At 73.2% G+C, this 21490-nt stretch carries 25 protein-coding genes; 14 read left to right on the plus strand and 11 right to left on the minus strand.

Features of this window, described 5'->3' with window-relative positions; all coding sequences use genetic code 11:
• Positions 1-36 precede the first annotated feature (36 nt).
• The 8 genes from BGP03_RS05980 to BGP03_RS06015 all read left to right on the plus strand — a co-directional run bounded on the left by BGP03_RS05980 (position 37) and on the right by BGP03_RS06015 (position 6870).
• Positions 37-1416 (plus strand): DHA2 family efflux MFS transporter permease subunit, encoded by a 1380-nt coding sequence (locus BGP03_RS05980; protein WP_298800116.1) that lies wholly within the window; start codon positions 37-39, stop codon positions 1414-1416.
• Between the two features lie 9 nt (positions 1417-1425).
• Positions 1426-1920, plus strand: a complete 495-nt coding sequence (locus BGP03_RS05985; protein ID WP_298800117.1) for an NAD(P)H-dependent oxidoreductase — start codon at positions 1426-1428, stop codon at positions 1918-1920.
• An 80-nt stretch (positions 1921-2000) separates the two neighbouring features.
• A complete protein-coding gene (locus BGP03_RS05990; protein ID WP_296374063.1) occupies positions 2001-2390 on the plus strand; it encodes a helix-turn-helix transcriptional regulator in 390 nt (129 codons plus the stop codon).
• A 5-nt stretch (positions 2391-2395) separates the two neighbouring features.
• Positions 2396-3133, plus strand: coding sequence for a hypothetical protein (locus tag BGP03_RS05995; protein WP_296373912.1), 738 nt, complete (start codon positions 2396-2398; stop codon positions 3131-3133).
• 117 nt (positions 3134-3250) lie between these two features.
• On the plus strand, positions 3251-3622 hold the full coding sequence (locus BGP03_RS06000; protein WP_296374062.1) for a DUF2516 family protein: 372 nt from the start codon (positions 3251-3253) through the stop codon (positions 3620-3622).
• Positions 3616-4167 carry a YbaK/EbsC family protein gene (locus BGP03_RS06005; protein ID WP_296374060.1) on the plus strand — a complete coding sequence of 184 codons (552 nt, stop codon included), beginning with the start codon at positions 3616-3618 and terminating at the stop codon, positions 4165-4167. The genes BGP03_RS06000 and BGP03_RS06005 overlap by 7 nt, the downstream gene beginning before the upstream one ends.
• 89 nt (positions 4168-4256) lie before the next feature.
• Complete coding sequence (gene lon / locus BGP03_RS06010) at positions 4257-6575, plus strand: endopeptidase La (RefSeq protein ID WP_296373909.1); 2319 nt, start codon at positions 4257-4259, stop codon at positions 6573-6575.
• 106 nt (positions 6576-6681) lie between these two features.
• The gene (locus BGP03_RS06015) at positions 6682-6870 is read left to right on the plus strand and encodes a hypothetical protein (protein WP_296373907.1); all 189 of its coding nucleotides are present in this window, start codon (positions 6682-6684) and stop codon (positions 6868-6870) included.
• Between the two features lie 211 nt (positions 6871-7081).
• Here the strand turns inward: BGP03_RS06015 and purU are convergent, their stop codons facing one another.
• Positions 7082-7954: a formyltetrahydrofolate deformylase gene (purU, locus tag BGP03_RS06020; RefSeq protein WP_296373905.1), complete on the minus strand. Its 873-nt coding sequence runs from the start codon at positions 7952-7954 to the stop codon at positions 7082-7084.
• Positions 7954-8457 (minus strand): DUF2505 domain-containing protein, encoded by a 504-nt coding sequence (locus tag BGP03_RS06025; RefSeq protein ID WP_298800122.1) that lies wholly within the window; start codon positions 8455-8457, stop codon positions 7954-7956. The genes purU and BGP03_RS06025 overlap by 1 nt, the downstream gene beginning before the upstream one ends.
• A gap of 38 nt (positions 8458-8495) precedes the next feature.
• Here BGP03_RS06025 and BGP03_RS06030 point away from each other — a divergent pair, with 38 nt between their 5' ends.
• The 3 genes from BGP03_RS06030 (at position 8496) to BGP03_RS06040 (ending at position 11030) form a co-directional block, all read left to right on the plus strand.
• On the plus strand, positions 8496-9509 hold the full coding sequence (locus tag BGP03_RS06030; protein WP_296373900.1) for a UDP-N-acetylmuramate dehydrogenase: 1014 nt from the start codon (positions 8496-8498) through the stop codon (positions 9507-9509).
• A gap of 108 nt (positions 9510-9617) precedes the next feature.
• Positions 9618-10802: an Ig-like domain-containing protein gene (locus BGP03_RS06035; RefSeq protein ID WP_296373898.1), complete on the plus strand. Its 1185-nt coding sequence runs from the start codon at positions 9618-9620 to the stop codon at positions 10800-10802.
• Positions 10803-10847: 45 nt separating this feature from the next.
• Positions 10848-11030 (plus strand): hypothetical protein, encoded by a 183-nt coding sequence (locus tag BGP03_RS06040; RefSeq protein ID WP_296373896.1) that lies wholly within the window; start codon positions 10848-10850, stop codon positions 11028-11030.
• Between the two features lie 4 nt (positions 11031-11034).
• Here BGP03_RS06040 and BGP03_RS06045 read toward each other — a convergent pair whose 3' ends face one another.
• The 4 genes from BGP03_RS06045 to BGP03_RS06060 form a co-directional block, all read right to left on the minus strand.
• Positions 11035-11772 carry an SDR family NAD(P)-dependent oxidoreductase gene (locus BGP03_RS06045; protein WP_298800125.1) on the minus strand — a complete coding sequence of 246 codons (738 nt, stop codon included), beginning with the start codon at positions 11770-11772 and terminating at the stop codon, positions 11035-11037.
• Positions 11773-11790: 18 nt separating this feature from the next.
• On the minus strand, positions 11791-12042 hold the full coding sequence (locus BGP03_RS06050) for a DUF2530 domain-containing protein (RefSeq protein WP_298800127.1): 252 nt from the start codon (positions 12040-12042) through the stop codon (positions 11791-11793).
• 403 nt (positions 12043-12445) lie between these two features.
• Positions 12446-13336: a glycoside hydrolase family 16 protein gene (locus BGP03_RS06055; RefSeq protein ID WP_298800129.1), complete on the minus strand. Its 891-nt coding sequence runs from the start codon at positions 13334-13336 to the stop codon at positions 12446-12448.
• A 58-nt stretch (positions 13337-13394) separates the two neighbouring features.
• Positions 13395-14162 carry a glycoside hydrolase family 16 protein gene (locus tag BGP03_RS06060; RefSeq protein WP_299735779.1) on the minus strand — a complete coding sequence of 256 codons (768 nt, stop codon included), beginning with the start codon at positions 14160-14162 and terminating at the stop codon, positions 13395-13397.
• On the opposite strand from BGP03_RS06060, the gene BGP03_RS06065 reads away from it, so the two are divergent.
• Complete coding sequence (locus BGP03_RS06065) at positions 14101-14505, plus strand: hypothetical protein (RefSeq protein ID WP_299735784.1); 405 nt, start codon at positions 14101-14103, stop codon at positions 14503-14505. The two genes, BGP03_RS06060 and BGP03_RS06065, sit on opposite strands and share 62 nt — an antisense overlap.
• A gap of 492 nt (positions 14506-14997) precedes the next feature.
• Here BGP03_RS06065 and BGP03_RS06070 read toward each other — a convergent pair whose 3' ends face one another.
• From BGP03_RS06070 to BGP03_RS06090, 5 genes are all read right to left on the minus strand, one after another.
• Positions 14998-15597, minus strand: a complete 600-nt coding sequence (locus BGP03_RS06070; protein ID WP_298800133.1) for a hypothetical protein — start codon at positions 15595-15597, stop codon at positions 14998-15000.
• Between the two features lie 4 nt (positions 15598-15601).
• Entirely contained in the window at positions 15602-16765 is a 1164-nt protein-coding gene (locus tag BGP03_RS06075) for a hypothetical protein (protein WP_298800135.1), read from the minus strand.
• Positions 16766-16768: 3 nt separating this feature from the next.
• Positions 16769-17350, minus strand: a complete 582-nt coding sequence (locus tag BGP03_RS06080) for a hypothetical protein (protein ID WP_298800137.1) — start codon at positions 17348-17350, stop codon at positions 16769-16771.
• On the minus strand, positions 17347-18231 hold the full coding sequence (locus tag BGP03_RS06085) for a hypothetical protein (protein ID WP_298800138.1): 885 nt from the start codon (positions 18229-18231) through the stop codon (positions 17347-17349). Before BGP03_RS06085 ends, BGP03_RS06080 begins: the two co-directional genes overlap by 4 nt.
• Positions 18232-18448: 217 nt before the next feature.
• Positions 18449-19954, minus strand: a complete 1506-nt coding sequence (locus BGP03_RS06090; RefSeq protein ID WP_296373880.1) for a glutamate--cysteine ligase — start codon at positions 19952-19954, stop codon at positions 18449-18451.
• Positions 19955-20137: 183 nt separating this feature from the next.
• Here BGP03_RS06090 and BGP03_RS06095 point away from each other — a divergent pair, with 183 nt between their 5' ends.
• A complete protein-coding gene (locus BGP03_RS06095; RefSeq protein ID WP_296373878.1) occupies positions 20138-20950 on the plus strand; it encodes an RNA methyltransferase in 813 nt (270 codons plus the stop codon).
• Between the two features lie 5 nt (positions 20951-20955).
• Positions 20956-21489, plus strand: a complete 534-nt coding sequence (locus BGP03_RS06100; protein WP_296373876.1) for a DUF2537 domain-containing protein — start codon at positions 20956-20958, stop codon at positions 21487-21489.
• Position 21490 lies beyond the last annotated feature (1 nt).

Below are 21490 nucleotides of genomic sequence, written 5' to 3' on the forward strand. Positions count from 1 at the left end.
GGTCTAGCGTTGGAAGTCCAACGACAGGAGCGGGGAATGACCCGGACGGAAGCGATCCCCGCGGCGGTCTGGCGGCTGGCCGTCGTGCTGGCCTTCGGCGGCGTCATGGCGGGGCTGGACACGTCGGTGGTGAACGTCGGGCTCGACGTCACCGGTCGCGACCTCGACGCCTCCCTCGCGTCGGTGCAGTGGGTGCAGAGCGGCTACCTGCTCGCGCTCGCCGCTGCGCTTCCCGTCTGCGGCTGGATCAGCAGGCGGGTCGGGGCCGGTCGGCTGTGGCTGTGGTCGCTGGCGGCGTTCACCGGCACCTCGGCCCTCTGCGCGCTGGCGCCGGGCATCGGCTGGCTCATTGCGTTCCGCGTGCTGCAGGGCGTCGCGGGCGGGTTGCTCGTGCCGTCGGGGATGACGGTGCTCGGGCAGGCTGCAGGCCCGGGCCGGATGGGACGCGTGGTGGCCACGACGAGCGTGCCGGCGATCCTGGCCCCCGCCGTCGGGCCGGTCGTCGGAGCGCTGCTGATCAGCGAGCCCTCCTGGCACTGGCTGTTCCTGGTCAACGTGCCGGCCGGGGTGCTCGGCCTGGTGGTCGGGCTGCGCACCGTGCCGCGGGGGGGCACGACGGGAGCGGGCCGCCTGGACGGGCCGGGGCTCGCCCTGGTGGCCGTCGTGCTGCCGCTGCTGACCTACGCGATCACCGAGGCGGCCGCGTCGCGCACGCTGCTGGCGCCGTCCGTCGCACCGCCGCTGGCGGGCGGGGTGCCCCCGCTGCTCGCGTTCGTCCGCCGTTCGCTGCGCTCGGCGGCCCCGCTGCTGGACCTCCGGCTGTTCCGCAACCGCGGCTACGCGGCGGCGTCGTTCGAGGTGCTGTTCAACGGGGCGGCCCTGTTCGGCGGGCTGATCGTCATGCCGCTGTACTTCCAGCTCCAGCGCCGGGCGGGCATCGTCGAGACCGGGCTGCTGCTCACGGCGTTCAGTCTGGGCGCCGCCGCGACCTTCCCGGTCGCCGGCCGGCTCGCCGACCGCCACGGCGGCGGGATCGTCACGCTCGCGGTCCTGGTCGTCACCACGCTGAGCACCGTCGCGCTCGCGCTGTCGCCCGCCGACGTCGACGTCGTGACGGTCGAGCTGCTCATGGTGGCGCGGGGCATCGGCCTGGCGCTCTCGGGCATGCCGGCCGTCTCGGCGGCCTTCGCCACCGTCAGCGCCCGGCAGCTGCCCGACGCCACCTCGCAGATCACCATCCTGTCGCGCGTCGGCGGGGCGATCGGCGGCGCCGTGTTCGTCGTGATCCTGACCGGCGCGCTGCCCGCCGGCGTCGCCGCCGCCTTCCGGCTCACGTTCTGGTCGCTCACCGCGGCCACGCTCGCCGCGCTGGGGGCGCCACCTGGCTCGTGCGCGAACAGCGCCGGCCGCCACTGAGGAGGGGTCATGACCCGCATCGCCATCGTCATCGGCAGCACCCGTCCCGGCCGGCGGGCCGCCGCCATCGCGCGCTGGGTCGAGAAGGCGGCCGCGCAGCGCGGCGACGCCGAGTACGAGGTCGTCGACCTGGCCGAGCACGTCCTGCCGCATCTCGACGAGCCGGTGCCGGCGGCGCTGAGCGGGGACTACGCCGCGCCGCACACCCGGCGCTGGGCCGAGACGATCGCCGCCTTCGACGGCTACGTGTTCGTGACGCCCGAGTACAACCACTCGACGACGGGTGTCCTCAAGAACGCCATCGACTACCTCTGGCCCTGTCCATCTTCACCGACTTCGACGACACCGAGGTCGCCGCGACACCGCGCCACGGGAGGGAGCTCGACCTCATGCTCGGTCAGGTGGTGGCGTGGGCGCGGGCTCTCGCGCCGCTCCGTGGGGCGTGATGGATGCCACCCCACCTGCGCAAGCAGAGTGCTTGCTGTAGCTAGCAGTCGCGGGTAGCTTGGGAGAGGTCAGCGAGACGGAGGTGAACGAACGTGACGGGCAGCAAGAACGAGAACCCGGTCGGCCAGGCCGTCGAGCTGGTCGAACAGGCCGGTCACGTCGTCGGCCAGGCCGTCAGTGACATCAGCACCGACATCGGCAGCTACATCCGCAGCCAGCGCGAAGGCGCGCAGGTCTCCCTGCGCCAGCTGGCGCGCACCGCCGGTGTCAGCAACCCCTACCTCAGCCAGATCGAGCGCGGGTTGCGCAAACCGTCCGCCGAGATCCTCCAGCAGATCGCGAAGGGCCTGCGGATCTCCGCCGAGGCCCTGTACGTGAAGGCCGGGATCCTGGAGGAGAAGCCGGCGAGCGCCGTCACCGATGCCGTGTTCGCCGATCCGACTTTGACGGAGCGCCAGAAGCAGGTGCTCCTCGACATCTACAACACCTTCCGGCGCGAGAACGCCGCCGGCACCGAACAGGAGTGATTGACATGGCTGTTTCCCTGCCCACCGCCGCGGACGTTCGCAAGGCCCGCGAGCAGGCCGCCCAGAACGTCGCCGAGCAGGCCGAGGTCGCCCGCACGCCGCTGCTGGCCGTTCTCGGCCTCGGCGACTACGCCGTCGCCACGGTCTCCAAGGCCGTCACCGACGCCCGCACCCGCGCCGCCGAGCGTCGCGAGTTCGTGCAGACGCAGGTCTCCGAGCTGCCCAGCCGCCTGAACACCGACGAGCTGCGCAAGCTGGTCGCCGACCTGCGCGAGCAGGCCGAGGCCACCTACGACGGCTTCGCCGAGCGCGGCGAGAAGACCTGGGGCAAGATCCGCAAGCAGCCGCAGGTCAAGCAGGCCATCGCGACGATCGAGACCTACACCGAGCAGCTCGACGCCCGTGTCGACACCTTTGTCGACGAGGCGCACGACGTCGCCGAGAAGGCGCTCGCCACCGTGACGCGGCAGACGCGCTCCACCGGTGAGAAGGTCGCGCAGGGCACGCAGAAGATCGCCGCCGAGGCGGCCGAGGTCGTCTCCGAGGTCGCCAAGGACGCCGGCAAGACCGTCGCCGAGGCCGGCGACGACGCCGCCGCCACGATCAACGCGGTCGGCGACGAGGCGGCCAGCGAGACCCGCAGCGTGGCCCGCAAGACGGCCAACCGCACCGCCCCGAAGACGGCGCCGAAGACCGCCACCCGCAAGCCGGCCGCTCGCCGGACCACCACCAACGGCTCCTGACCGCTCCTCGCACGACACGCACCCCCGAGGCCTCCCGCGCCTCGGGGGTGCTGCCGTGTTCGGGCGTTCACAGGAGCGGGGATGTGCTCGACCCCACCCCGCACGTACTCTGAGTGCGTGAACGTCCTCGAGCACCTCGACGCGCTGGTGTTGTTCGCGATCGGTCTCGCGGCCGCACCGGTCGCGGGGTACGCGTTCGTGCACGCCCTGCGACAGCGGTCCGACGCCTTCACCGCCGTCGGCAAACTGACGAAGAACGCCTGGCTGGGCATCACCGGCGCCGCGATGTTCTTCCTCCTGCTGATCCCCGTCTTCGGCGCGCTCTCGTCGGTCTCCTACGCCGGTTTCTGGGGTGTCGTCGGCGCCTTCCAGGGCCCCGGCAGCAGCATGACGCTGTTCTGGCTGGCCGGTGTGGTGGCCATCAGCGTCTACATCGTCGACGTGAAGCCGGCCATCGTCGGCGTCCAGGGTGGCGGACAGCGCTGGTGACCTGGCCCGTCCTCGGCACCCTGTCGGCGGTGCCCGCGCTGGAGCGCCCCGACCTGCTCGGCAAGCCCGTCGCTCGCGCGCTCGAACTGCTCGACCCGGCCGAGGCCGCCCTCGTCGGCGTCGCGGAGATCGATCCCGACCTGGCCGACACGGCCGCGTTCTGCGAGGCCTACGGGTCCCCACTGGACGGCTCGGCCAACTGCGTGGTCGTCGCCGGGCGCCGGGGTGAGCTCACCAGCTACGCGGCGTGCCTGGTGCTCGCCACCACCCGCGCCGACGTCAACGGCCTGGTCCGCAAGCGCCTGAACGCCCGCAAGGCGTCCTTCGCGCCGATGGACGACGCCGTGTCGCTCACCGGCATGGAGTACGGCGGCATCACGCCGGTCGGCCTGCCCGACGACTGGCCCCTGCTGGTCGACGCGGCCGTCGCCGCCGCCGACGCGGTGGTGATCGGCAGCGGCATCCGCGGCTCGAAGCTGGCCCTCCCCGGGGCGCTGGCCGCGCGACTGGCGCACGCGGAAGTCACCGAGGGCCTCGCCCGTTGAGTCGACCAGGCTCATAGTTCCTGCGTTCGCTCGCAGCGGATTTACTTGAGCACTGGAATGACGTCAACGGTGTAAGCGTTGTCCCGGGCATGACAGAGACGCTGAAGCTGCCGGTGCTTCCGCTCGCCGACTCGGTGGTGCTGCCCGGCATGGTGGTTCCCGTCCGGCTCGACGAGCCGGAGATCCAGGCAGCGGTCGACGCGGGCAACAGCGCCGATCGCAAGGTCATCATCGTTCCCCGCCCCGACGGCAAGTACGCCGCCGTGGGCACGATCGCCGTCCTCGAGCAGGTCGGCAGGCTCCCCAACGGGGAGAAGGCGGCCGTGGTGCGCGGCGAGGGCCGCGCGCAGATCGGGTCCGGAGTCACCGGTCCCGGTGCGGCCCTGTGGGTGGAGGCCACGCCGCTCGACGAGACGGTGTCCGCCCCGGGCAAGGCCGCCGAGCTGGCCAAGGAGTACAAGGCCCTGGTCATCGGCATCCTGCAGCAGCGGGGGGCGTGGCAGGTGGTCGACTCGGTGCAGCAGATCACCGACCCCGGCCAGCTCGCCGACACCGCGGGCTGGGCGTCCTACCTCGACCTGGAGCACAAGTTCCAGCTGCTCGCCGAGGTCGACGTCACGGCGCGGCTGGAGCTGCTGATCGGCTGGACCCGCGAGCACATCGCCGAGCAGGAGGTCACCGAGAAGATCTCGAGCGACGTCCGCGAGGGCATGGAGAAGACCCAGCGCGAGTTCCTGCTGCGCCAGCAGCTGGCCGCCATCCGCAAGGAGCTGGGCGACGACGAGCCGGAAGGTGCCGACGACTACCGCACGCGCGTCGAGGCCGCCGACCTGCCCGAGGACGTCCGCAAGGCCGCCCTCACCGAGGTCGGCAAGATGGAGCGCGCGTCGGACCAGAGCCCCGAGGTGGGCTGGATCCGCACGTGGCTCGACACCGTTCTGGACATCCCCTGGAACGAGACCACCACCGACAACGACGACCTCCGGGCCGCGCGGGCGATCCTCGATGCCGACCACGCCGGCCTCGACGACGTCAAGGAGCGGCTGATCGAGTTCCTGGCCGTCCGGGCCCGTCGTGACCGCAAGGGTCTCGGCACCGTCGGTGGCCGCGGCTCCGGCGCGGTGCTCTCGCTCGTCGGTCCTCCCGGCGTCGGCAAGACGTCGCTGGGGGAGTCCGTGGCGCGGGCCATGGGCCGCAAGTTCGTCCGGGTCGCCCTGGGCGGCGTCCGCGACGAGGCCGAGATCCGCGGCCACCGGCGCACCTACGTCGGCGCGCTGCCCGGCCGGATCGTGCGGGCCATCCGCGAGGCGGGCTCGATGAACCCGGTCGTGCTGCTCGACGAGATCGACAAGGTCGGCAGCGACTACCGCGGTGACCCCACCGCGGCCCTGCTCGAGGTGCTCGACCCGGCGCAGAACCACACGTTCCGCGACCACTACCTCGAGGTCGACCTCGACCTGTCCAACGTGCTGTTCCTGGCCACGGCCAACGCGTTCGACACCATCCCCGGCCCGCTCCTGGACCGCATGGAGGTCGTCACGCTCGACGGCTACACCGAGGCGGAGAAGGTCGCCATCGCGCGCGACCACCTGCTGCCGCGGCAGATCGAGAAGGCCGGCCTGGAGCCGTCCGACGTCGAGTTCTCCGAGGTGGCGCTGGGCATGATCGCGGCCGAGTACACCCGTGAGGCGGGCGTGCGGCAGCTGGAGCGGGGGCTCGCGAAGACCCTGCGCAAGGTGGCCGTGGCGCTCGACTCCGGAGCCGAGACGCCGGTCCACGTCGACGCCGATGCCCTGGTGAAGTACCTGGGCCGGCCGAAGTTCACGCCGGAGTCGGCCGAGCGCACCTCGGTGCCCGGCGTGGCGACGGGGCTCGCGGTCACCGGGGCCGGTGGCGACGTGCTGTTCATCGAGGCCACCGCCATGCCGTCCTCGGAGGGCGAGCCGGGCCTGATCCTCACGGGTCAGCTGGGCGACGTCATGAAGGAGTCGGTGTCGATCGCCCTGTCCTACCTGCGCTCGCGCGGGATGGCCGGCGACCTGGCCTCGCGCAAGCTGCACGTGCACGTCCCCGCGGGCGCGGTGCCGAAGGACGGGCCGAGCGCGGGCGTCACGATGACGACGGCGCTCGCGTCGCTCGCCAGCGGGCGTCCGGTGAAGGCGTCGGTCGGCATGACCGGCGAGGTCACGCTGCAGGGCAAGGTGCTCCCGATCGGCGGGGTCAAGCAGAAGCTGCTGGCCGCGCACCGGGCGGGGCTCACCGACGTGATCATCCCGAAGCGCAACGAGCCCGACCTCGACGACCTGCCGGAGTCGGTGCGCGGTGAGCTGCGGATCCACCCGGTCGCGGACGTGAGCGAGGTGCTGGAGCTGGCCCTGGAGCCGGCCCCGGTGTCCGCCGCGGCCTGACCCCCACAGACGAACGGCACTCTCGTCGGTACCTCTCCGACGAGAGTGCCGTTCGTCGTTGGTGGGCAACCTTGCAGTTACGTAATTGCTTTGTTACGCATCTCGCGTGCTCGTCCTCGCCGCGCTCGCCGAGCCGGTCCGGCGGGAGATCGTCGAGCTGGAGCGCTGGCTGGAGCACGTCCTCCGGCCGCCGTCCGGCCCGGCCTCCCGGCTGGACGCGCTCGACACCGAACTGCGTCGCGGACGTCGCCGGCGTGCCCTGGAGGAGGAGTCCGATGACCGGTCAGCCGGATGACGCGCGGCGGCTCGCGCTGCGCCGCGAGTACCCCGTCGGGCCACAGCGGCCGGGGCAGCCCGGCGCCCCTGCCGGGATGGATCCTCCCGCGTGTCTCGCGATCGCGGCCGGTTCCTGGAAGACCCCTGAGGTGTTCGCCGAGACGTTCTCGGTGCCGCTGCGGTTCCGCCCGACGCGGGTCGGGGGCCACTGCACGGGTGGCGGCAGCCGCCTACCGGAACACGACGGTCTTGTTGCCGTGCACCAGGACGCGGTCCTCGAGGTGCCAGCGCAGGCCGCGGGAGAGCACGAGACGTTCAATGTCGCGGCCGCGGCGCACCATGTCCAGCGCGGTGTCGCCGTGGTCGACGCGGATGACGTCCTGCTCGACGATCGGGCCGGCGTCGAGGTCGGCCGTGACGTAGTGGCAGGTGGCGCCGATCAGCTTGACGCCGCGGGCGTGGGCCTGGTGGTAGGGCCGCGCGCCGACGAACGACGGCAGGAAGCTGTGGTGGATGTTCAGCGCCCGGGCGGCCCAGGCCTCGCACAACTCCGCGGGCAGGATCTGCATGAACCGGGCCAGCACGATCGCGTCCGGCTCGTGCTCCTCCACCCGCTTGCGCAGCTCCGCGAACGCCGCCTCCTTGCCGTCGGCGGGGAACGGCACGTGGTGGAACGGCACCCCGTGGGCGCGGACGACGTCGCCGAGCGTCTCGTGGTTGCCGATCACGGCGTCGAGCTGCACGGGGAGCTCGCCCGCGGTGATGCGGCCGAGCAGGTCGTGCAGGCAGTGCGGTTCCTTGCTGACCAGCAGCACGGCCCGCTTGGGGACGCCGGTGTCGGTGACCTTCCAGCGCGCCTCGGGCCCGATGCCCGCCGCCACGTCGGCGAACCGGCGGCGCAGCTCGTCGGCGTCGAAGGGAAGCGAGTCGGCGCGCACCACCTGGCGGGTGAAGAACCAGCCGGTGGTGGGGTCGGAGTGGTAGGCGGCCTCGACGATCCAGCCGCCCGCGTCGGCGAGGAACCCGGAGATGCTCGCCACGATGCCCGTGGTGTCGGGGCAGCTCAGGGTGACGACGTAACGCCGTTCGGACGACGGTTCCATCAGTGCGTGGCCAGCCAGTCGAGCGTGAACTCCGTCTCGATGCGCAGCAGCTCCTTCACCTGCTCGGCCACCACGCTCTCGATCTTGCCGCCGATGATCGGCACCTTGACCGTGACGTCGGTGCGCACCACCAGCTCGCTCAGCATCGGGTCGAGGTCGCGCAGCCGCATGCCGCCCGCCGCGGACGCCGGGGTGCCCTTGATCAGCACCTGGGCCTCGCCGTCGAATCGGCCGGGCTCCTTGCGCGTCCAGGTCTCGGTGCGCTCGATGACGATGTCGCCGTTGAGGAAGTTGCGGACCACCGGCGGCAGGTCCTTCGACTCGAGACCCTGCCTCACCCGGAACCGGGCCCCGTCGGCGTCGGCCGTGTGGTCCAGGAGCGCCGCGTCCTTGCCGCCGATGGTCGCGAGGCGGGTGCGCAGGTAGTCGGGGTCGACCATCACCGCGTAGACCTGGTCCGCCGTGAACTGCGACGTGGACCGGTACTCGCTCTGCCGTGACATGGGGGGAGGCTACCTTCGTGCCCGTGCACGTTCCTGCCGTGGCCACCCCTCTCGCCCCCCTCACGACCCTGCGCCTGGGCGGTCCCGCCCACCGCTTCGTCGATGCCCCGAGCGCCGACGTCGTCGTCGAGGCGCTGCGCACGGCCGACGAGCCCGTGCTCCTGCTGGGCGGGGGATCCAACGTCGTCATCGCCGACGAGGGCTGGCCGGGCCTGGTCGTGCGGGTCGCCAGCACGGGACGGCGGGTCGAGCGCAGGCCCGACGGCACCGTCGTGCTCACCGCGGAGGCGGGGGAGGACTGGGACGGCCTGGTCGCCGCCTGCGTCGCCGACGGCCTCGGCGGGCTCGAGTGCCTCTCGGGCATCCCCGGCCGCGTCGGCGCCACGCCCGTGCAGAACGTGGGGGCGTACGGCGTGGAGATCGCCGACCTGCTCCTCGACGTCGACCTCTACGACCGGCACACCGGCGCGATCCGCGAGCACGTGCCCGCCGCCGAGCTGGGCCTGGGCTACCGGACGAGCGTCCTGAAGGGGCGTGACGACGCGGTCGTGCTGCGCGTCCGCTACGTGCTGCCCGGCGACGGGGTGAGCGCGCCGATCCGGTACGCGGAACTGGCCCGGACGCTGGGCGTCGAGCAGGGGGAGCGGGTGCCCGCGGCCGTCGCCCGCGACGCCGTGCTGGGGCTGCGACGCGGCAAGGGCATGGTGCTCGACGCCGACGACCTCGACACCTGGAGCGCCGGCTCCTTCTTCACCAACCCGGTGGTGCCCGAGGACGCGGCGCCCGCCGACTCCCCGCGGTGGCCGGCCGGGGCCGATCGGGTGAAGCTGCCGGCCGCGTGGCTGATCGAACACGCGGGGTTCGGGTGCGGGCACGCCGGGCCGGGCGGGCGCGTCGCGCTGTCGGGCCGGCACGTTCTCGCCCTCACCCACAGGGGCGGCGGCACCACCGCTGACCTGCTGGTTCTCGCCCGCGAGGTGCGCGACGGCGTGCGTACCGCGTTCGGGATCGAGCTGGTTGCCGAGCCCGTCCTGGTCGGATGCGTTCTGTGACGGTCGCGTAGCCTTCGTCCGTACCGTGGAGGCGCCCGGAGGCAACCGGGGAGCGTTCGAGGCGTCTTCTCTCCACGGGACAGGTTTCACAAGGGGGAGTACTCGACGATGCGACGCATCCTGCTCGTACTGGCCGTGATCGCGGTCGGCTCGCTGGGGGTGGTCACCGCGGCCACCGCCGAGGGCGGGCGCACCACGATCGCCGTACCCGCCGCCGCGCAGCCCGCCGCCGTCACGGCTCCGGCCGCCGTCATCAGCTACACGCCGGCCGCGGGGGCCGCCGGGGTGCAGCCGGCCACGAAGGCGACGGCCACGGTCAGGGACGGCGCGTTCGACAGCGTCACCCTCACCGACGACGACGGCAAGCCCGTCGCGGGGGAGTTCAACGCCGACAAGACGGTGTGGAGCAGCACCGCGCCGCTCGCCTACGGCGCCTCCTACACGTGGGGCGGCAGCGCCACCGGTGCGAACGGGGCGGCCGTGCCGCTGCAGGGGTCGTTCGCCACCACGAAGCCGAGCAAGCGCATCCGCGGCACCATCAACATCGGCGACGGCCGCACCGTCGGCATCGCCGCGCCGATTCGCATCCAGTTCAACGACCACGTCGCCGACCGCGCCGCCGCCGAGCGGGCGCTGAAGGTCGAGACGTCCGTGCCCGTCGAGGGCGCGTGGGGCTGGCTGCCCGACGAGGGTGGCGGCTCCCGCGTCGACTGGCGGCCGAAGGTCTACTGGCCGGCCAACACGAAGGTCACCGTCACCGCGAACCTGCGCGACGTGTTCTACGGCGGCGGCGCGGTGGGCGCCGCGAACCTCACCTCGACGTTCCAGATCGGCCGGGCCCAGATCGTCAAGGCCGACGCCAAGAGCTTCCGCATGATCGTCATCCGCGACGGCCAGCAGGTCTTCGACTTCCCGGCCAGCTACGGCCTGGCGTCCGACCCCCAGCGCAACACCCGCTCCGGCGTCCACGTCGTCAGCGAGAAGTTCACCGACAAGCGCATGGTCAGCCAGCAGTACGGCTACGACAGCGTCGAGAAGTGGGCCGTGCGGATGAGCAACAACGGCGAGTTCATCCACGCCAACCCCAACTCGGCGGCCGCGCAGGGCTCGGCGAACGTCACCCACGGCTGCGTCAACCTCTCGATCGACAACGCCAAGGCCTACTACGACACCGCGCTCTACGGCGACCCGGTCGAGGTCACCAACACGCCGATACAGCTCTCGGCCCGTGACGGTGACATCTGGGACTGGACGTTGAGCTGGGACAAGTGGAAGGCGCTCTCGGCGCTCTGACCAGCTGGGTGGTTGCCGGGCCGGGCCCACGGGTACGGGCCCGGCATGACACCCGACCACGGGCCCGGCATGACACCCGACCACCGTTCCGAGACCAGCTCCGAGAGTCCGGAGGCCCAGGAGGACGCGATCCTGCGGGAGTCCGAGGAACGCGTCGAGGGTGCCGTCGACGGCGAGGCCCCCGCCGACGGTGCCGACGAGCACCGCCGCAGCGAGGACACCGTCTGACCGCTCAGGACTCCCGGTACGCGCGCATCGCGTTCGCCTGGGCCCGGGGCTTGAGCACGATCTGGTCCAGGTTGACGTGGCTCGGCCGCGTGGCGGCGAACGCGATCACGTCGGCGACGTCGTCGGCGGTGAGCGGCGTGATGCCCTTGTAGACGTTCGCGGCCTTCTCGGCGTCGCCGTCGAAGCGGACGAGGGAGAAGTCGGTCTCGACCATGCCCGGAAGGATCTCGGTGAGCCGCACCGGCTGACCCAGCAGCTCGCCGCGCAGTGTGCGGTGCAGCATCGCCTGGGCGTGCTTGGCGCCGGTGTAGCCCGCTCCGTTGTCGTAGGGCTCCAGCGCCGCGATCGACGTGACCGTGATGATGTACCCGTCACCCGAGGCGATCAGCGCAGGCAGCAGGGCCTTGGTCACCCGCAGCGTCCCGATCACGTTGGTCTCGAACATCCAGCGCCAGGCGTCCTCGTCGGCGTCGGCGACCGGTTCGAGGCCCTTGGCGCCGCCGGCGTTGTTCACCAGCAGCGACGCCTGCGGGATGGCGGCCGCGAACGCGGTCACGGACTCGGCGTCGGTGACGTCGAGGCGCAGGGCGGTGCCGTCGATCTGGGCGGCGATCTCGGCGCAGAGGTCCACCCTGCGGGCGCCGAGGACGACGTGGAAGCCGGATCTGGCCAGTGCGCGGGCGGTGGCGGCGCCGATGCCGGAGCTGGCTCCGGTGACGACGGCGGTGGGTCGGTCGGTCATGGACGTGAGATTAGGCGGTCACTGCAGGCCCCGCTGCGCCGTGCGGGAGCCGCGCCGCGCGGCGGACCGCTGCCAGGCGAAGACGCTGTAGCCGACGCCACCGAGGACCGCCCCGACCACGCAGGTGAGCAGCACGATGTCGGGCGGCCGGACCAGTGCCGCGACGACGGCCGCGACGATCCATAGCGCGGTGCCCACCGCGAGCAGGGTGGTGACCTGGTTGAACCGGGGCGGCAGTGGCGGAGGGCTCGGCTGCGCGGATTCGGCCACGGGACCCCTTGCCTCGGAAGAGTGGTTAGGCTAACCTCATAGACGTCGCTTCGTGGTGGGAGCGGCGCGTCAGTTCGGGGAACGATATCGGGGTCCTGGCCGGCAGGCCAGGACCCCGATTCGCGTTCCGGGCCCGCGACGCGGTCCGTGATCGACGTGCGGGGACGCCGGACCGGATCGGACACGGTTCCTGGCCCCTGGGTGGTGATCATGGGGCGGGTGGTGGTCGCGTGCCCGCTCTCGCCGTCGTGCAGCTGCTGGAGGTCGGCCCGTGCGGGCTCGACCCATGATCGCCGTGGTCGCGTGGCGATCACCCGAGAGGCGGCCGGCGCATGATCGACCTCCGCCGCACGTCAGCGCCCTCGGTGGGGCCGCATCGTGCGGTGGATCGCGATCACCGGGGTCAGAGGCCGTAGATGCGCACCCAGTCGACCTGGAAGCCGACGGACTCGGGGGTCTGGGCGTTGCGGGCCGGGATCCAGTCGTCGCCGTACGGGCCGACGTCCTGCTGGATCGCGAGGTGCATCGGGCGCGGCGGGATCTGGTCCTTGTCGGTGGTGCGGAAGATCTCCTGGCCGTCGATGAAGCCGGCGATGTGGTCGGGCGTCCACTCGACCGCGTAGTTGTGCCACTGGGTGAAGTCGCCGGGCACGTCGACGCCGTTCTGGCTGTTGTCCGAGCCGTAGTGCACGGTGAACTTGGCGATCTTGCGCTCGGGCTTCGGCATCTCGAGGAAGTCGATCTCCCCGCCCTCGGGCCAGTCCTCCGCGTCCGGCCACAGCAGCATGACCGGGCCGTAGCCCGCGCCCGCCTCGGAGCGGGCCCTGACCTCCCAGCGCCCGTACTTCTGCCCCGGGTACCACGACAGGCCACCGGACTGGTCCTTGTGGCTGTTGATCGTCAGCACGCCGTCGCCCACGGACAGGTTGGCGGGGTTGTTGCGCCCGACGTTGTCGGTGGTGGGGCCGCTGTAGGGGCTCCACGTCGCGGTGTTGAGCGACGTGCCGTTGAAGTCGTCGCTCATCTTCAGCGGCCAGTGGCCCCGCACGGCGGCCTGCGTGTCCGAGCTGGTGTCCGGGGCGAGGGTGGTGCTGTGCTGCGGGTTCTGCGGGCCGCCCGTGCCGTGGGTGGCGGATCCGGTCTGGCGGGTGCCGTCGCGCACGACGGTGAGCGTGATCGCGATCAGGGCCACGACGGACGCGACGGCCAGCACGATGATCACGGCTCGCCGGCGGCCGGGGGGAGGGCCGGTCGGGGACGAATCGGGCGTGCTCAGCTGCTGTGTGTCGGACACGGTGGTCACCCTAGGGAGTGGCCACTGTGCACTCGCTGAGAGCATCCCCCCGGACGGCTCAGCCCCAGGAGAACATGCGTCGCAGAATGTTGCGGACACCGGCGGTGGGGTCGGTGCCGCCGGAGCCGCCGTCGGAGTTGCTGCCCGACTGCTGACCCGTGCGCGTGCTGCCGGTGCCGGAGCCGGAGGTGCCGCCACCGGAGGAGCCGCCGCCGTCCACCGGGTACTGACGCACCCAGTCGACCTGCATCGTCGACTCCTTCGCACCGCCGCCCTGGGGGAACCAGTCCAGCTGGATGCACAGGTGCATCGGACCGGGCGGGAACGTGTTCTTGTCGGTGGTGCGGTACCACTCCTTCCCGTCCACATAGGCCGTGATCGCGTCCGGGGTCCACTCGACCGCCCAGTTGTGCCACTGCGTCGCGTCGACCTGCACCTTGCCGTTGAGCTGCTGGTTGTCGGCCCCGTAGTGCAGGAACATGTTGGTCTCCTGCCGCGAGGGGTCCGACATCTCCATGAAGTCGACCTCGCCTCCCGACGGCCAGTTCTCCGCGTCCGGCCACAGCAGGAGCAGCGCGTTGTAGGACGGGTCGCTGGCCGGGGCCTTGACCCGGCCCTCCCAGCGCCCGTACTTCTGCCCGGGGTTCCACGCCATGCCGGCGGTGGTGCCGGAGGAGTCGCCGGTGATGGTCAGGACGCCGCCCGCGGTGGAGACGGCCGAGGGCGACCGCTTGCCCTGACCCCCGTGCCCCGGACCGTCGTAGATGCTCCACTGGCCCGCGCCGGAACTGAAGTCGTCCTCCCGGTTGGGGGCGCCCCAGCCCAGTGTCGCGGCAGCGGTGGTGCCGTCGGTGGTGGCCGACGACGAGCCGGTGCCGGACGCGGTCCCGCCGGACCCGCTGTTGGAGCCGGGCCCGCTGTTGGAGCCGGGCCCGCTGTTGGAGCCGGACCCGCCGCTGGAACCCGAGCCGGATCCCGACGCCGAGTCGGAAGCCGAGCCGCCGGCTCCGGACCCCGAGCTCGGCCCGGATTCTGTGCCGGAGCCGGAGCCGGAGCCGGAGCCGGAGCCGGAGCCGGAGCCGGAGCCGGAACCGGACCTCGAGCTGTCGGATCCGGAGCTCGACCCAGAGCCAGAGGCGGAGTCAGAGCCGGAACCGGGACCTGAGTGAGAGCCGGAGTCCGAGTCCGATCCGGAACCGGATGAGCCGGATCCGGACGAGTCCGAACCTGTGCCGGAGTCGGACCCGGAGGATGCGGTACCCGAGTGCGAGCCCGGCCCGGAGGTGCCGGAGTCCGAGCCGGACCCGGCACCGCCACCGGAGCCCTGGGCGGACCCCGGCCCCTGGCCGGACCCGGACCCGGCACCGTCACCGCCGGTCGACGGCGGGTCGCCGGCTCCGGGGTCGCTACCTCCCGCCCCCGTCCGGTCGCCGGATCCGCCACTGTCCGGCGCGGGGGTGGGACGGGTGCTCGGGGCCGTGCCGGGCCTGGAGGGCTCCACCGTGACCACCTGAGACCCGGGGGGCAGCGCCGCCTTGTCGATCGCGGTGCCCGGGGCGACCAGGACCACCACCACCGCGATCCCCGTCGAGATGTACTTCCGGATCAGCTCCTCGATCTCGGCGATGGTCATCGGGGGTGCTCCTCAGCCGGTTGTCGCATCAGTCCTCCCCCGTGGGGAGGTCGGGGTTCTCGGCGGCCACGAGCCACCGGCCGTCGGCCTGGCGGGCCAGCACGATCCGGCTCGTGACGAGGTCGACGGCCAGAGCTCCGCCGGGCGGGCCGGTGGCGGTGCCGACCTCGGCGCGGTAGCCGCGCCGGGTGCCGCCCGCATCGGCGGCCACCAGCTCCAGGGCGGTGACGGTGGCGGTGCGCAGCGAACCCGCGGGCGGCGGATCCAGCACGACGACGCCGACGGCCGCGGCCGTACTGCCCGGCACCGCGTAGCCCGCCGCCCGCAGCTGGGTGCGGCCGGCGTCGCCGGGTGCGACGGAGTGGGCGGCGGCGAGGTAGGCGCGGGCGACGGCCTCGGGGTCGGTGAGGTCGACGCCCGGGTCCGCCGCGGCGGGTGGCGCTCCGCGCTCGGCGGGCACCGCTCCGAGCGCGGCACGGTCCTCGTCGCTCAGCGCGGCGCCCAGCGGCGGGTCGGAGGACGGCGGGGCCTGAAGCGCTCCGGCCGCACCGACCAGCAGCAGCGCCAGCACGGCGACCACGACGGCGGCGCCGGCCGCGAGCACGGGACGCAGGAGGGTTCGGCTCACGGCGTCACTCCCGGAAGCTGGCGTGGACGTGGTCGTAGTGGCCGCCGGTGGCATCGCGGACGTTGTAGACGCCGCCGCCCGTGTAGGCCTGGCCCCAGCTGCCGCCCTGGTCCTTGACGCTCGGATCCCAGTAGCGCCCCTGCCAGATCAGGTACTTGACCTGCAACGGGCCGGCGTTGGCGCGTAACCACTTCGCGATGGTCCAGCCGTGGTCGAGCTCGGCGCCCTTGGCGAACGTGCCCGGCGTGGTGACCATGAAGTCGCAGGCCTTGCCCTTGGAGTGGTCGCTGGTGGGGTTCCAGGCGTGGGCGTCCCAGCAACCGGTGTTGTGGATCAGCGGGCCGTTCTTCCAGCCCCCGAACGTTGCGGACACGGCGTCGAGCCCGTGGCGCGTGGCCCCGGTGAGGCAACCGCCCTTTCGTGTCGGGTCCTGGCCCGGTCGGCAACCCGTAGCGCCGCCGTTCCACGCGGCGGGTGCCGCGGGCTGGGCGGGGGCCGGAGCGGCAGGCGGAGGGGGTGCGACCGGGGGAGCGGCGAACCGTTTCAGGTTGCCGTGCACCGCATCGATGTAGCGCCCGATCACCTGCGCGCAGCGCGCGGCGCAACCGGCCTCGCCCGCCGTCGGGATCCCCGTCCTGCTGCCGGTGACCCGCCCGCAGCCCGCGATGTGGCAGACCAGCATCGCGTCGAGCGGGGCCGTGGTCTTGCCCGTGGCCTTGAGGTGGGCGGTGACGGCCCGCAGGTTCGCGCAGACCCACGGCACCGCGATCTTCAGGTGCGCCGCCGCCGTGAGGACGTCGGCGTCCGCCCCCGGGGGATCCGACGCCCATGCCCTGCCGCCCGCGGCGATCCAGTTGCGCTGCCCGAACTGGTAGAGCCCGGCCGGACCGCCCGGTTCGTCGGAGTGCAGCCCGGCATCCCATCCGGACTCGGCCTGCACCTGCGCCACCACCCACACGGGCGGCAGCTCGGGACAGCCCGTGGATGTCAGGTCGACGATCAGTGGCAACGACTCGCGCGCCAGGGCGGGCAGCGTGGCCGCGTCCACCCCGGACGTGGCGGGGGCCGGGTCGGCGGCCCGGGCGGGCGGGGAGCCCAGCAGGACCACGCCGGTGGCCGCCGCCAGGGCGAGCGTGGCCAGACGCCCGAGCGAGACCGTGAGCGGCACGGCTCACCCCGCCCGCCCGGCGCCCGCGGCCTCGAGCGTGTCGTCGTCCCAGGCGTCCTCCGGACGGGCCGCCGGCAGCACGGGCCGGGCCACGGCGATCCGTTCGACGGGCTGCAGCCCGCGCCACAGCGCCACTGCCCGCGGCCGCAGGGCCCGCGGCGGCGCCGGGTCGGTGAGCTGCCCGGACCGCACGAGCGCGCCGGCCAGCAGCCGCAACGCCCCGGTGAACTCCTGCAGGGGCCGGGGCAGGTGGTCGAAGGGCTGGCCGAGCAGCGTCGCGAGCTCGTCGGCGGGACGGCCGAGCCCGACCCAGCGCTCGACGCGCGGCAGCAGCACCACAGCGCCGAACCGGGACTGCAGCACCCGCGGCCGCGGGTACCCGCCGTCGCCCGTGAGGGCCAGCAGCGGCAGCCGGCCCGACCGGTCGGTGAGGACCGCGGCGGCCCGTTCCGGATCGGCGCAGACCACGACGTCGGCGGTCGGATCGCGGTGGTCGCCCTCGTGGGCGTGCAGCGCGGCCGCGACGGTGCTCGTGCCGACGCCGCGTCCGAGCCCGACGACCACCGGGACCCGCAGGCGGCTCACCGTCCACCCCTGACGCCGGGCTCGACGAGCGGGTCGTCGTCGGCGAGCGCGTGCTCGTGCGGCCGGGGGACGGGCAGGGCCGGGGGCGGTGCGTGCTCGCCGAGCGTCTCCTCCCAGGCATCGACGACGAGCCTGCTGCCGTTGAACGTGACGGGCACCGACAGCCGGATCCAGCACGAGGCGAGGCTGCGCCAGCCCCGCCCGGTGGGGGCGGGGGCCGCCGCGGGTGACCCGGCGACCGGGGGATCCGGCTCGGCGGGATCGGGTGTCTCGGATGTGTGGTCGCCGACCGACCGGTAGGGCGTGACGCGCACCCGGACGTCGACGAGCACGCGCCCGTCGCCGTCGGGGTGCACGAGCCCCGGTAGCGCGAACTCCGCGCGTTGGCGGCCCACCCCGGACCAGCCGAGGCGGGCGGGGTCGCTGCCGGCCGAGGACAGGTAGTCGAGCAGGACGCGGCCGCGGCGGGTCGGGTCGTCCTCGTCCCACGACAGGTAGTCGACGGCGAACGCCCCGGCCAGCGCCGAGGCCTCGGCCGGATCTGGGGTGCGGGCCGGGGTGGGGCCCGACCAGTAACCGTCGGCCGGGACCGGCGGGAAGCCGTGGGGATCGGTGGGCGGGTCGAGGTCGGCCCCGGCCGGCCGCGCGGACCGGGTGGCCGGTCCCGGCCACGGCGCGCCCGCCCCGACGGGAGGAGCAACGCCCCACCCCGGCCCGGGCCGCGCAGATCCGCGTGGCGCAGATCCCGGTGGCGCAGATCCGGGTGGTGCGGAGCCAGGCGGAACGGACCCGGGGGGAGCCCAACCACGGGGTGCGGCACCGTGCGGGGCGGGACGCGCCGGACCGGCCGTCGGGCGCCCGAAGAGGCGGAAGCGGGCCACGGCCGTCACCGGAGTACCGGCCGGCGGGGCGGCTGAGCGGGACGTCGAGGCATGGTTCCCCCGTCTGCGGGCATGTGGAACCACATCCACGGCGTAGGCCGTGGATGCGATCACCGGGTGGGGTCGAGCGGATCGGGACCGACAGTAGGAGCGGTCCGGGGCGTCCCGTGGCGGAACGGGAGAACGCTTTGCGATCGCGAACGATCGGGTCCCGCGACTAGGTCAGCGGCCAGTCGTGGACGGGCTCGTTGGCCTCGGAGAGCTCCAGGTAGCGGGCGAGCATGCCGCGCAGGGCGGCCGGGCGGTCGGCGCCGCGCTCCTCGAGCGCGGCCACCATGTCCACCTGCCAGGCGGCGCCCGTGCGCCGGGTGGCGCAGCGGCGTTCGATCACCGACAGGTAGCGGTCGATGACGTCGGGGTCCACGCCCCAGCGCGCCAGCCCGTCGGCGGCCTGGGGGAGCAGCTTGCGCAGCACCAGCTCGTCGGGGCGGATCCAGCCCGAGCCCGGCCAGTACAGCGGGCCGCCCAGCCCGTGGCGGGCGGCGGTGGTGAAGTTCTCCTCCACGGCCTCGAACGACATCGAGCTCCACAGCGGCCGCTCGGCCTCGACGAGCACGCGCAGCAGGCCGTAGAAGAACAGCGCGTTGGCCACCATGTCGACGGCCGTGGGGCCCGCGGGCAGCACCCGGTTCTCCACGCGGACGTGCGGCACCCCGCCCGCGATGTCGTACACGGGCCGGTTCCAGCGCCAGATCGTGCCGTTGTGCAGCCGCAGCTCGTCGAGCTCGGGGACCCGACCGGCCTCCAGCTCGGCCATCGGGTCGGTGTCCTCGGTGACGGGCATGAGCCCGGGGAAGTAGCGGCCGTTCTCGGTGAACAGGTCCAGCACGGAGGTGATCCAGCGTTCCCCGAACCACACGCGTGGCCGAACGCCCTGGTTGCGCAGCTCCACCGACCGGACGTCGCACGACTGCTCGAACAGCGGTATGCGCGTCTCCGCCCAGAGCCGCGACCCCATCAGGAACGGCGAGTTCGCGCCGACGGCCAGCTGCACGCCCGCGAGGCACTGCGCGGCGTTCCAGTAGCTCGCGAACGAGTCCGGGTGCAGTTGCAGGTGCAGCTGCATCGACGTGCAGGCGGCCTCGGGGGCGATGGAGTCGAAGTCGGCCTGCAGGTGATCGGGTGCGATGGAGTGCCGGCCGGACGGGTCGTCGCCGGCGATGTCGAGCCGGATCGGTTCACCGCGGGCGCTGAGCATCTGCTCGTTGAGCAGCACGTAGCGGCGGTCGGTGGACAGCGCCTCCACGACGAGGTGCTGGTGTTCCAGGGTGGGCAGGATGCCGATCACCGCCAGCTGCGAGCCGCACTCCCGGGCCGAGTTGCGGACCTTGGCCAGCTCCCCGAGCAGCTGCAGCTCGAGGTGTCGCCACTCGTCGCCGGGCAGCAGCCGGGGCGGCATGTTGAGTTCGAGGTTCCAGCGGCCAAGCTCGGACTGGAACTCCGCGGCGCCGATGGCGTGCAGGACGTCGTCCCCGGACAGTGACGGGGCGAGGTCGTCGCCGACGAGGTTGAGCTCCACCTCGATGCCGGTCATCGGTTCGTCGCGCGCGAAGGTGTGCTCGCGGAGCATCACGGCCAGGGTGTCGAGGCACTGCTGGACCTTCACCCGGTAGAGCTGCCGATCGCGTCGACTGAACGTGGTCCGGTCGACGTCCTGGCCCATGTAGGTACTGCCTCCTTGCCCGCGGGCCATGGCGATCGTGTCCTCCCGATCCCGCGTACGTTCGCCCGATCGGGCGGGCTGTCCACCGTGACATACGAGTGATCCCGCCGCTACGGCTGTCCGGATGACGGGGCCGAGTGGCACCCGTGTCGCACACGACCCGGCCTGGGACGATGCGGAGTCGTGGCCACCATCACTCCCGTCGCCGAGGCGACCGACCCCCGTGTGGACGACTACCGCGACCTCACCGAGGCCGACCGGCGCCCCGACCGTCCCGGCGGCCGTGGCCTCGTGATCGCCGAGGGTGTCGTCGTGGTGCGCAGGCTGCTTCACTCTCCGTACCCGATCCGGTCGGTGCTGGGGGTGCCCCGGCGGATCGACGAGCTGGCCGAGGACCTCCGCGTCCACGACGTGCCCGCCTACGCCACGGACGCGGACACGATGGCGACCGTCGTGGGCTTCCACCTCAACCGCGGTGTGCTCGCCGTCGCGGACCGGGCACCCGCTCCCGACCTGGCCGAGCTGCTCCGCACGGCGAGGGTGCTCGCGGTGCTGGAGGGCGTCGGTGACCACGAGAACCTGGGCTCGCTGTTCCGCAACGCCGCCGCGCTCGGCGTCGACGGGGTGCTGCTGGGCCCCCGGTGCTCGGACCCGCTCTACCGGCGCAGCGTGCGGGTGTCGATGGGGCACGTGCTGCGCGTGCCGTTCACGACGCTGACGGGTCCGTGGCCCGCCTCGCTGGACCTCCTGCGGGCCGCGGGCCTGACGGTGGCCGCCCTGACGCCCTCGGCGGATGCCGTGCCGCTGGCCCGGGCCGGGCTGGCGGGGCAGCGGGTGGCGCTGCTGCTGGGTGCGGAGGGCCCCGGCCTGACCGACGAGGCTCTCGCCGCCGCGGACGTCCGGGTCCGGATCCCCATGGCCTCGGGCGTGGACTCTCTCAATGTGGCAACGGCCGCGGCTGTCGCCTTCCACACCGTGGCGTCGCCCGTAGGCTGACCGGCGTGCTCGGGGAACGGCAGCCAGGCGATCCGCAGCTGCCCGGTGACCTGCGGGCCGCGCTGCAGGAGTGGTCGACGTTCGCCACGGCCGCCACCCGGTCGGGCCGCGCCGAGGAGCTCCAGCTCGTGCGTCGCCGCGGCCGGCAGCTCGCCTCGCGGGTGGCGGACGTCCTGGGCCGGCCGGTCGACCTGATCGACCCGGTCACCGGCGCCGTCGAGTCGGTGCAGGTGGGCGCGGTCACGGGGCCGATCCCGCGGCTGGCGCCGGAACCGGTCGGGCCGACGCCGTGGTCCACAGGGCTCGCGGTGGCGGCGTTCTTCGCCGTGTTCGTGGCCATCGCCGACGTGGTGCTCAGCCGGTCGTTCGCCGAGGCGTTCGGGCTGCTGTGGGTGCCGGCCAACCTGCTGGTGGGGCTGGGCCTGTCCCCGTCGCTGTGGCTGGTGCGCCGCACGCCGTTCTGGCGCTGGCCGGCGTTGGGCGCGACGGTGGGGTTGGGCGTGGCCTGGGTGGTGCTGCTGCTCGGCCTGTTGGGCTAGC

Source organism: Pseudonocardia sp. 73-21 (assembly GCF_001899645.1).
Lineage (GTDB): Bacteria > Actinomycetota > Actinomycetes > Mycobacteriales > Pseudonocardiaceae > Pseudonocardia.

What these genes read in the sequence shown, in the direction of transcription:
- BGP03_RS05980 (WP_298800116.1), top strand. Translation starts at nt 37, where the DNA reads ATGACCCGGACGGAAGCGATCCCCGCGGCGGTCTGGCGGCTGGCCGTC.
- BGP03_RS05985 (WP_298800117.1), top strand. Translation starts at nt 1,426, where the DNA reads ATGACCCGCATCGCCATCGTCATCGGCAGCACCCGTCCCGGCCGGCGG.
- BGP03_RS05995 (WP_296373912.1), top strand. Translation starts at nt 2,396, where the DNA reads ATGGCTGTTTCCCTGCCCACCGCCGCGGACGTTCGCAAGGCCCGCGAG.
- lon (WP_296373909.1), top strand. Translation starts at nt 4,257, where the DNA reads ATGACAGAGACGCTGAAGCTGCCGGTGCTTCCGCTCGCCGACTCGGTG.
- purU (WP_296373905.1), bottom strand. Translation starts at nt 7,954, where the DNA reads ATGGAACCGTCGTCCGAACGGCGTTACGTCGTCACCCTGAGCTGCCCC.
- BGP03_RS06025 (WP_298800122.1), bottom strand. Translation starts at nt 8,457, where the DNA reads ATGTCACGGCAGAGCGAGTACCGGTCCACGTCGCAGTTCACGGCGGAC.
- BGP03_RS06035 (WP_296373898.1), top strand. Translation starts at nt 9,618, where the DNA reads ATGCGACGCATCCTGCTCGTACTGGCCGTGATCGCGGTCGGCTCGCTG.
- BGP03_RS06040 (WP_296373896.1), top strand. Translation starts at nt 10,848, where the DNA reads ATGACACCCGACCACGGGCCCGGCATGACACCCGACCACCGTTCCGAG.
- BGP03_RS06045 (WP_298800125.1), bottom strand. Translation starts at nt 11,772, where the DNA reads ATGACCGACCGACCCACCGCCGTCGTCACCGGAGCCAGCTCCGGCATC.
- BGP03_RS06065 (WP_299735784.1), top strand. Translation starts at nt 14,101, where the DNA reads ATGCTCCACTGGCCCGCGCCGGAACTGAAGTCGTCCTCCCGGTTGGGG.
- BGP03_RS06090 (WP_296373880.1), bottom strand. Translation starts at nt 19,954, where the DNA reads ATGGGCCAGGACGTCGACCGGACCACGTTCAGTCGACGCGATCGGCAG.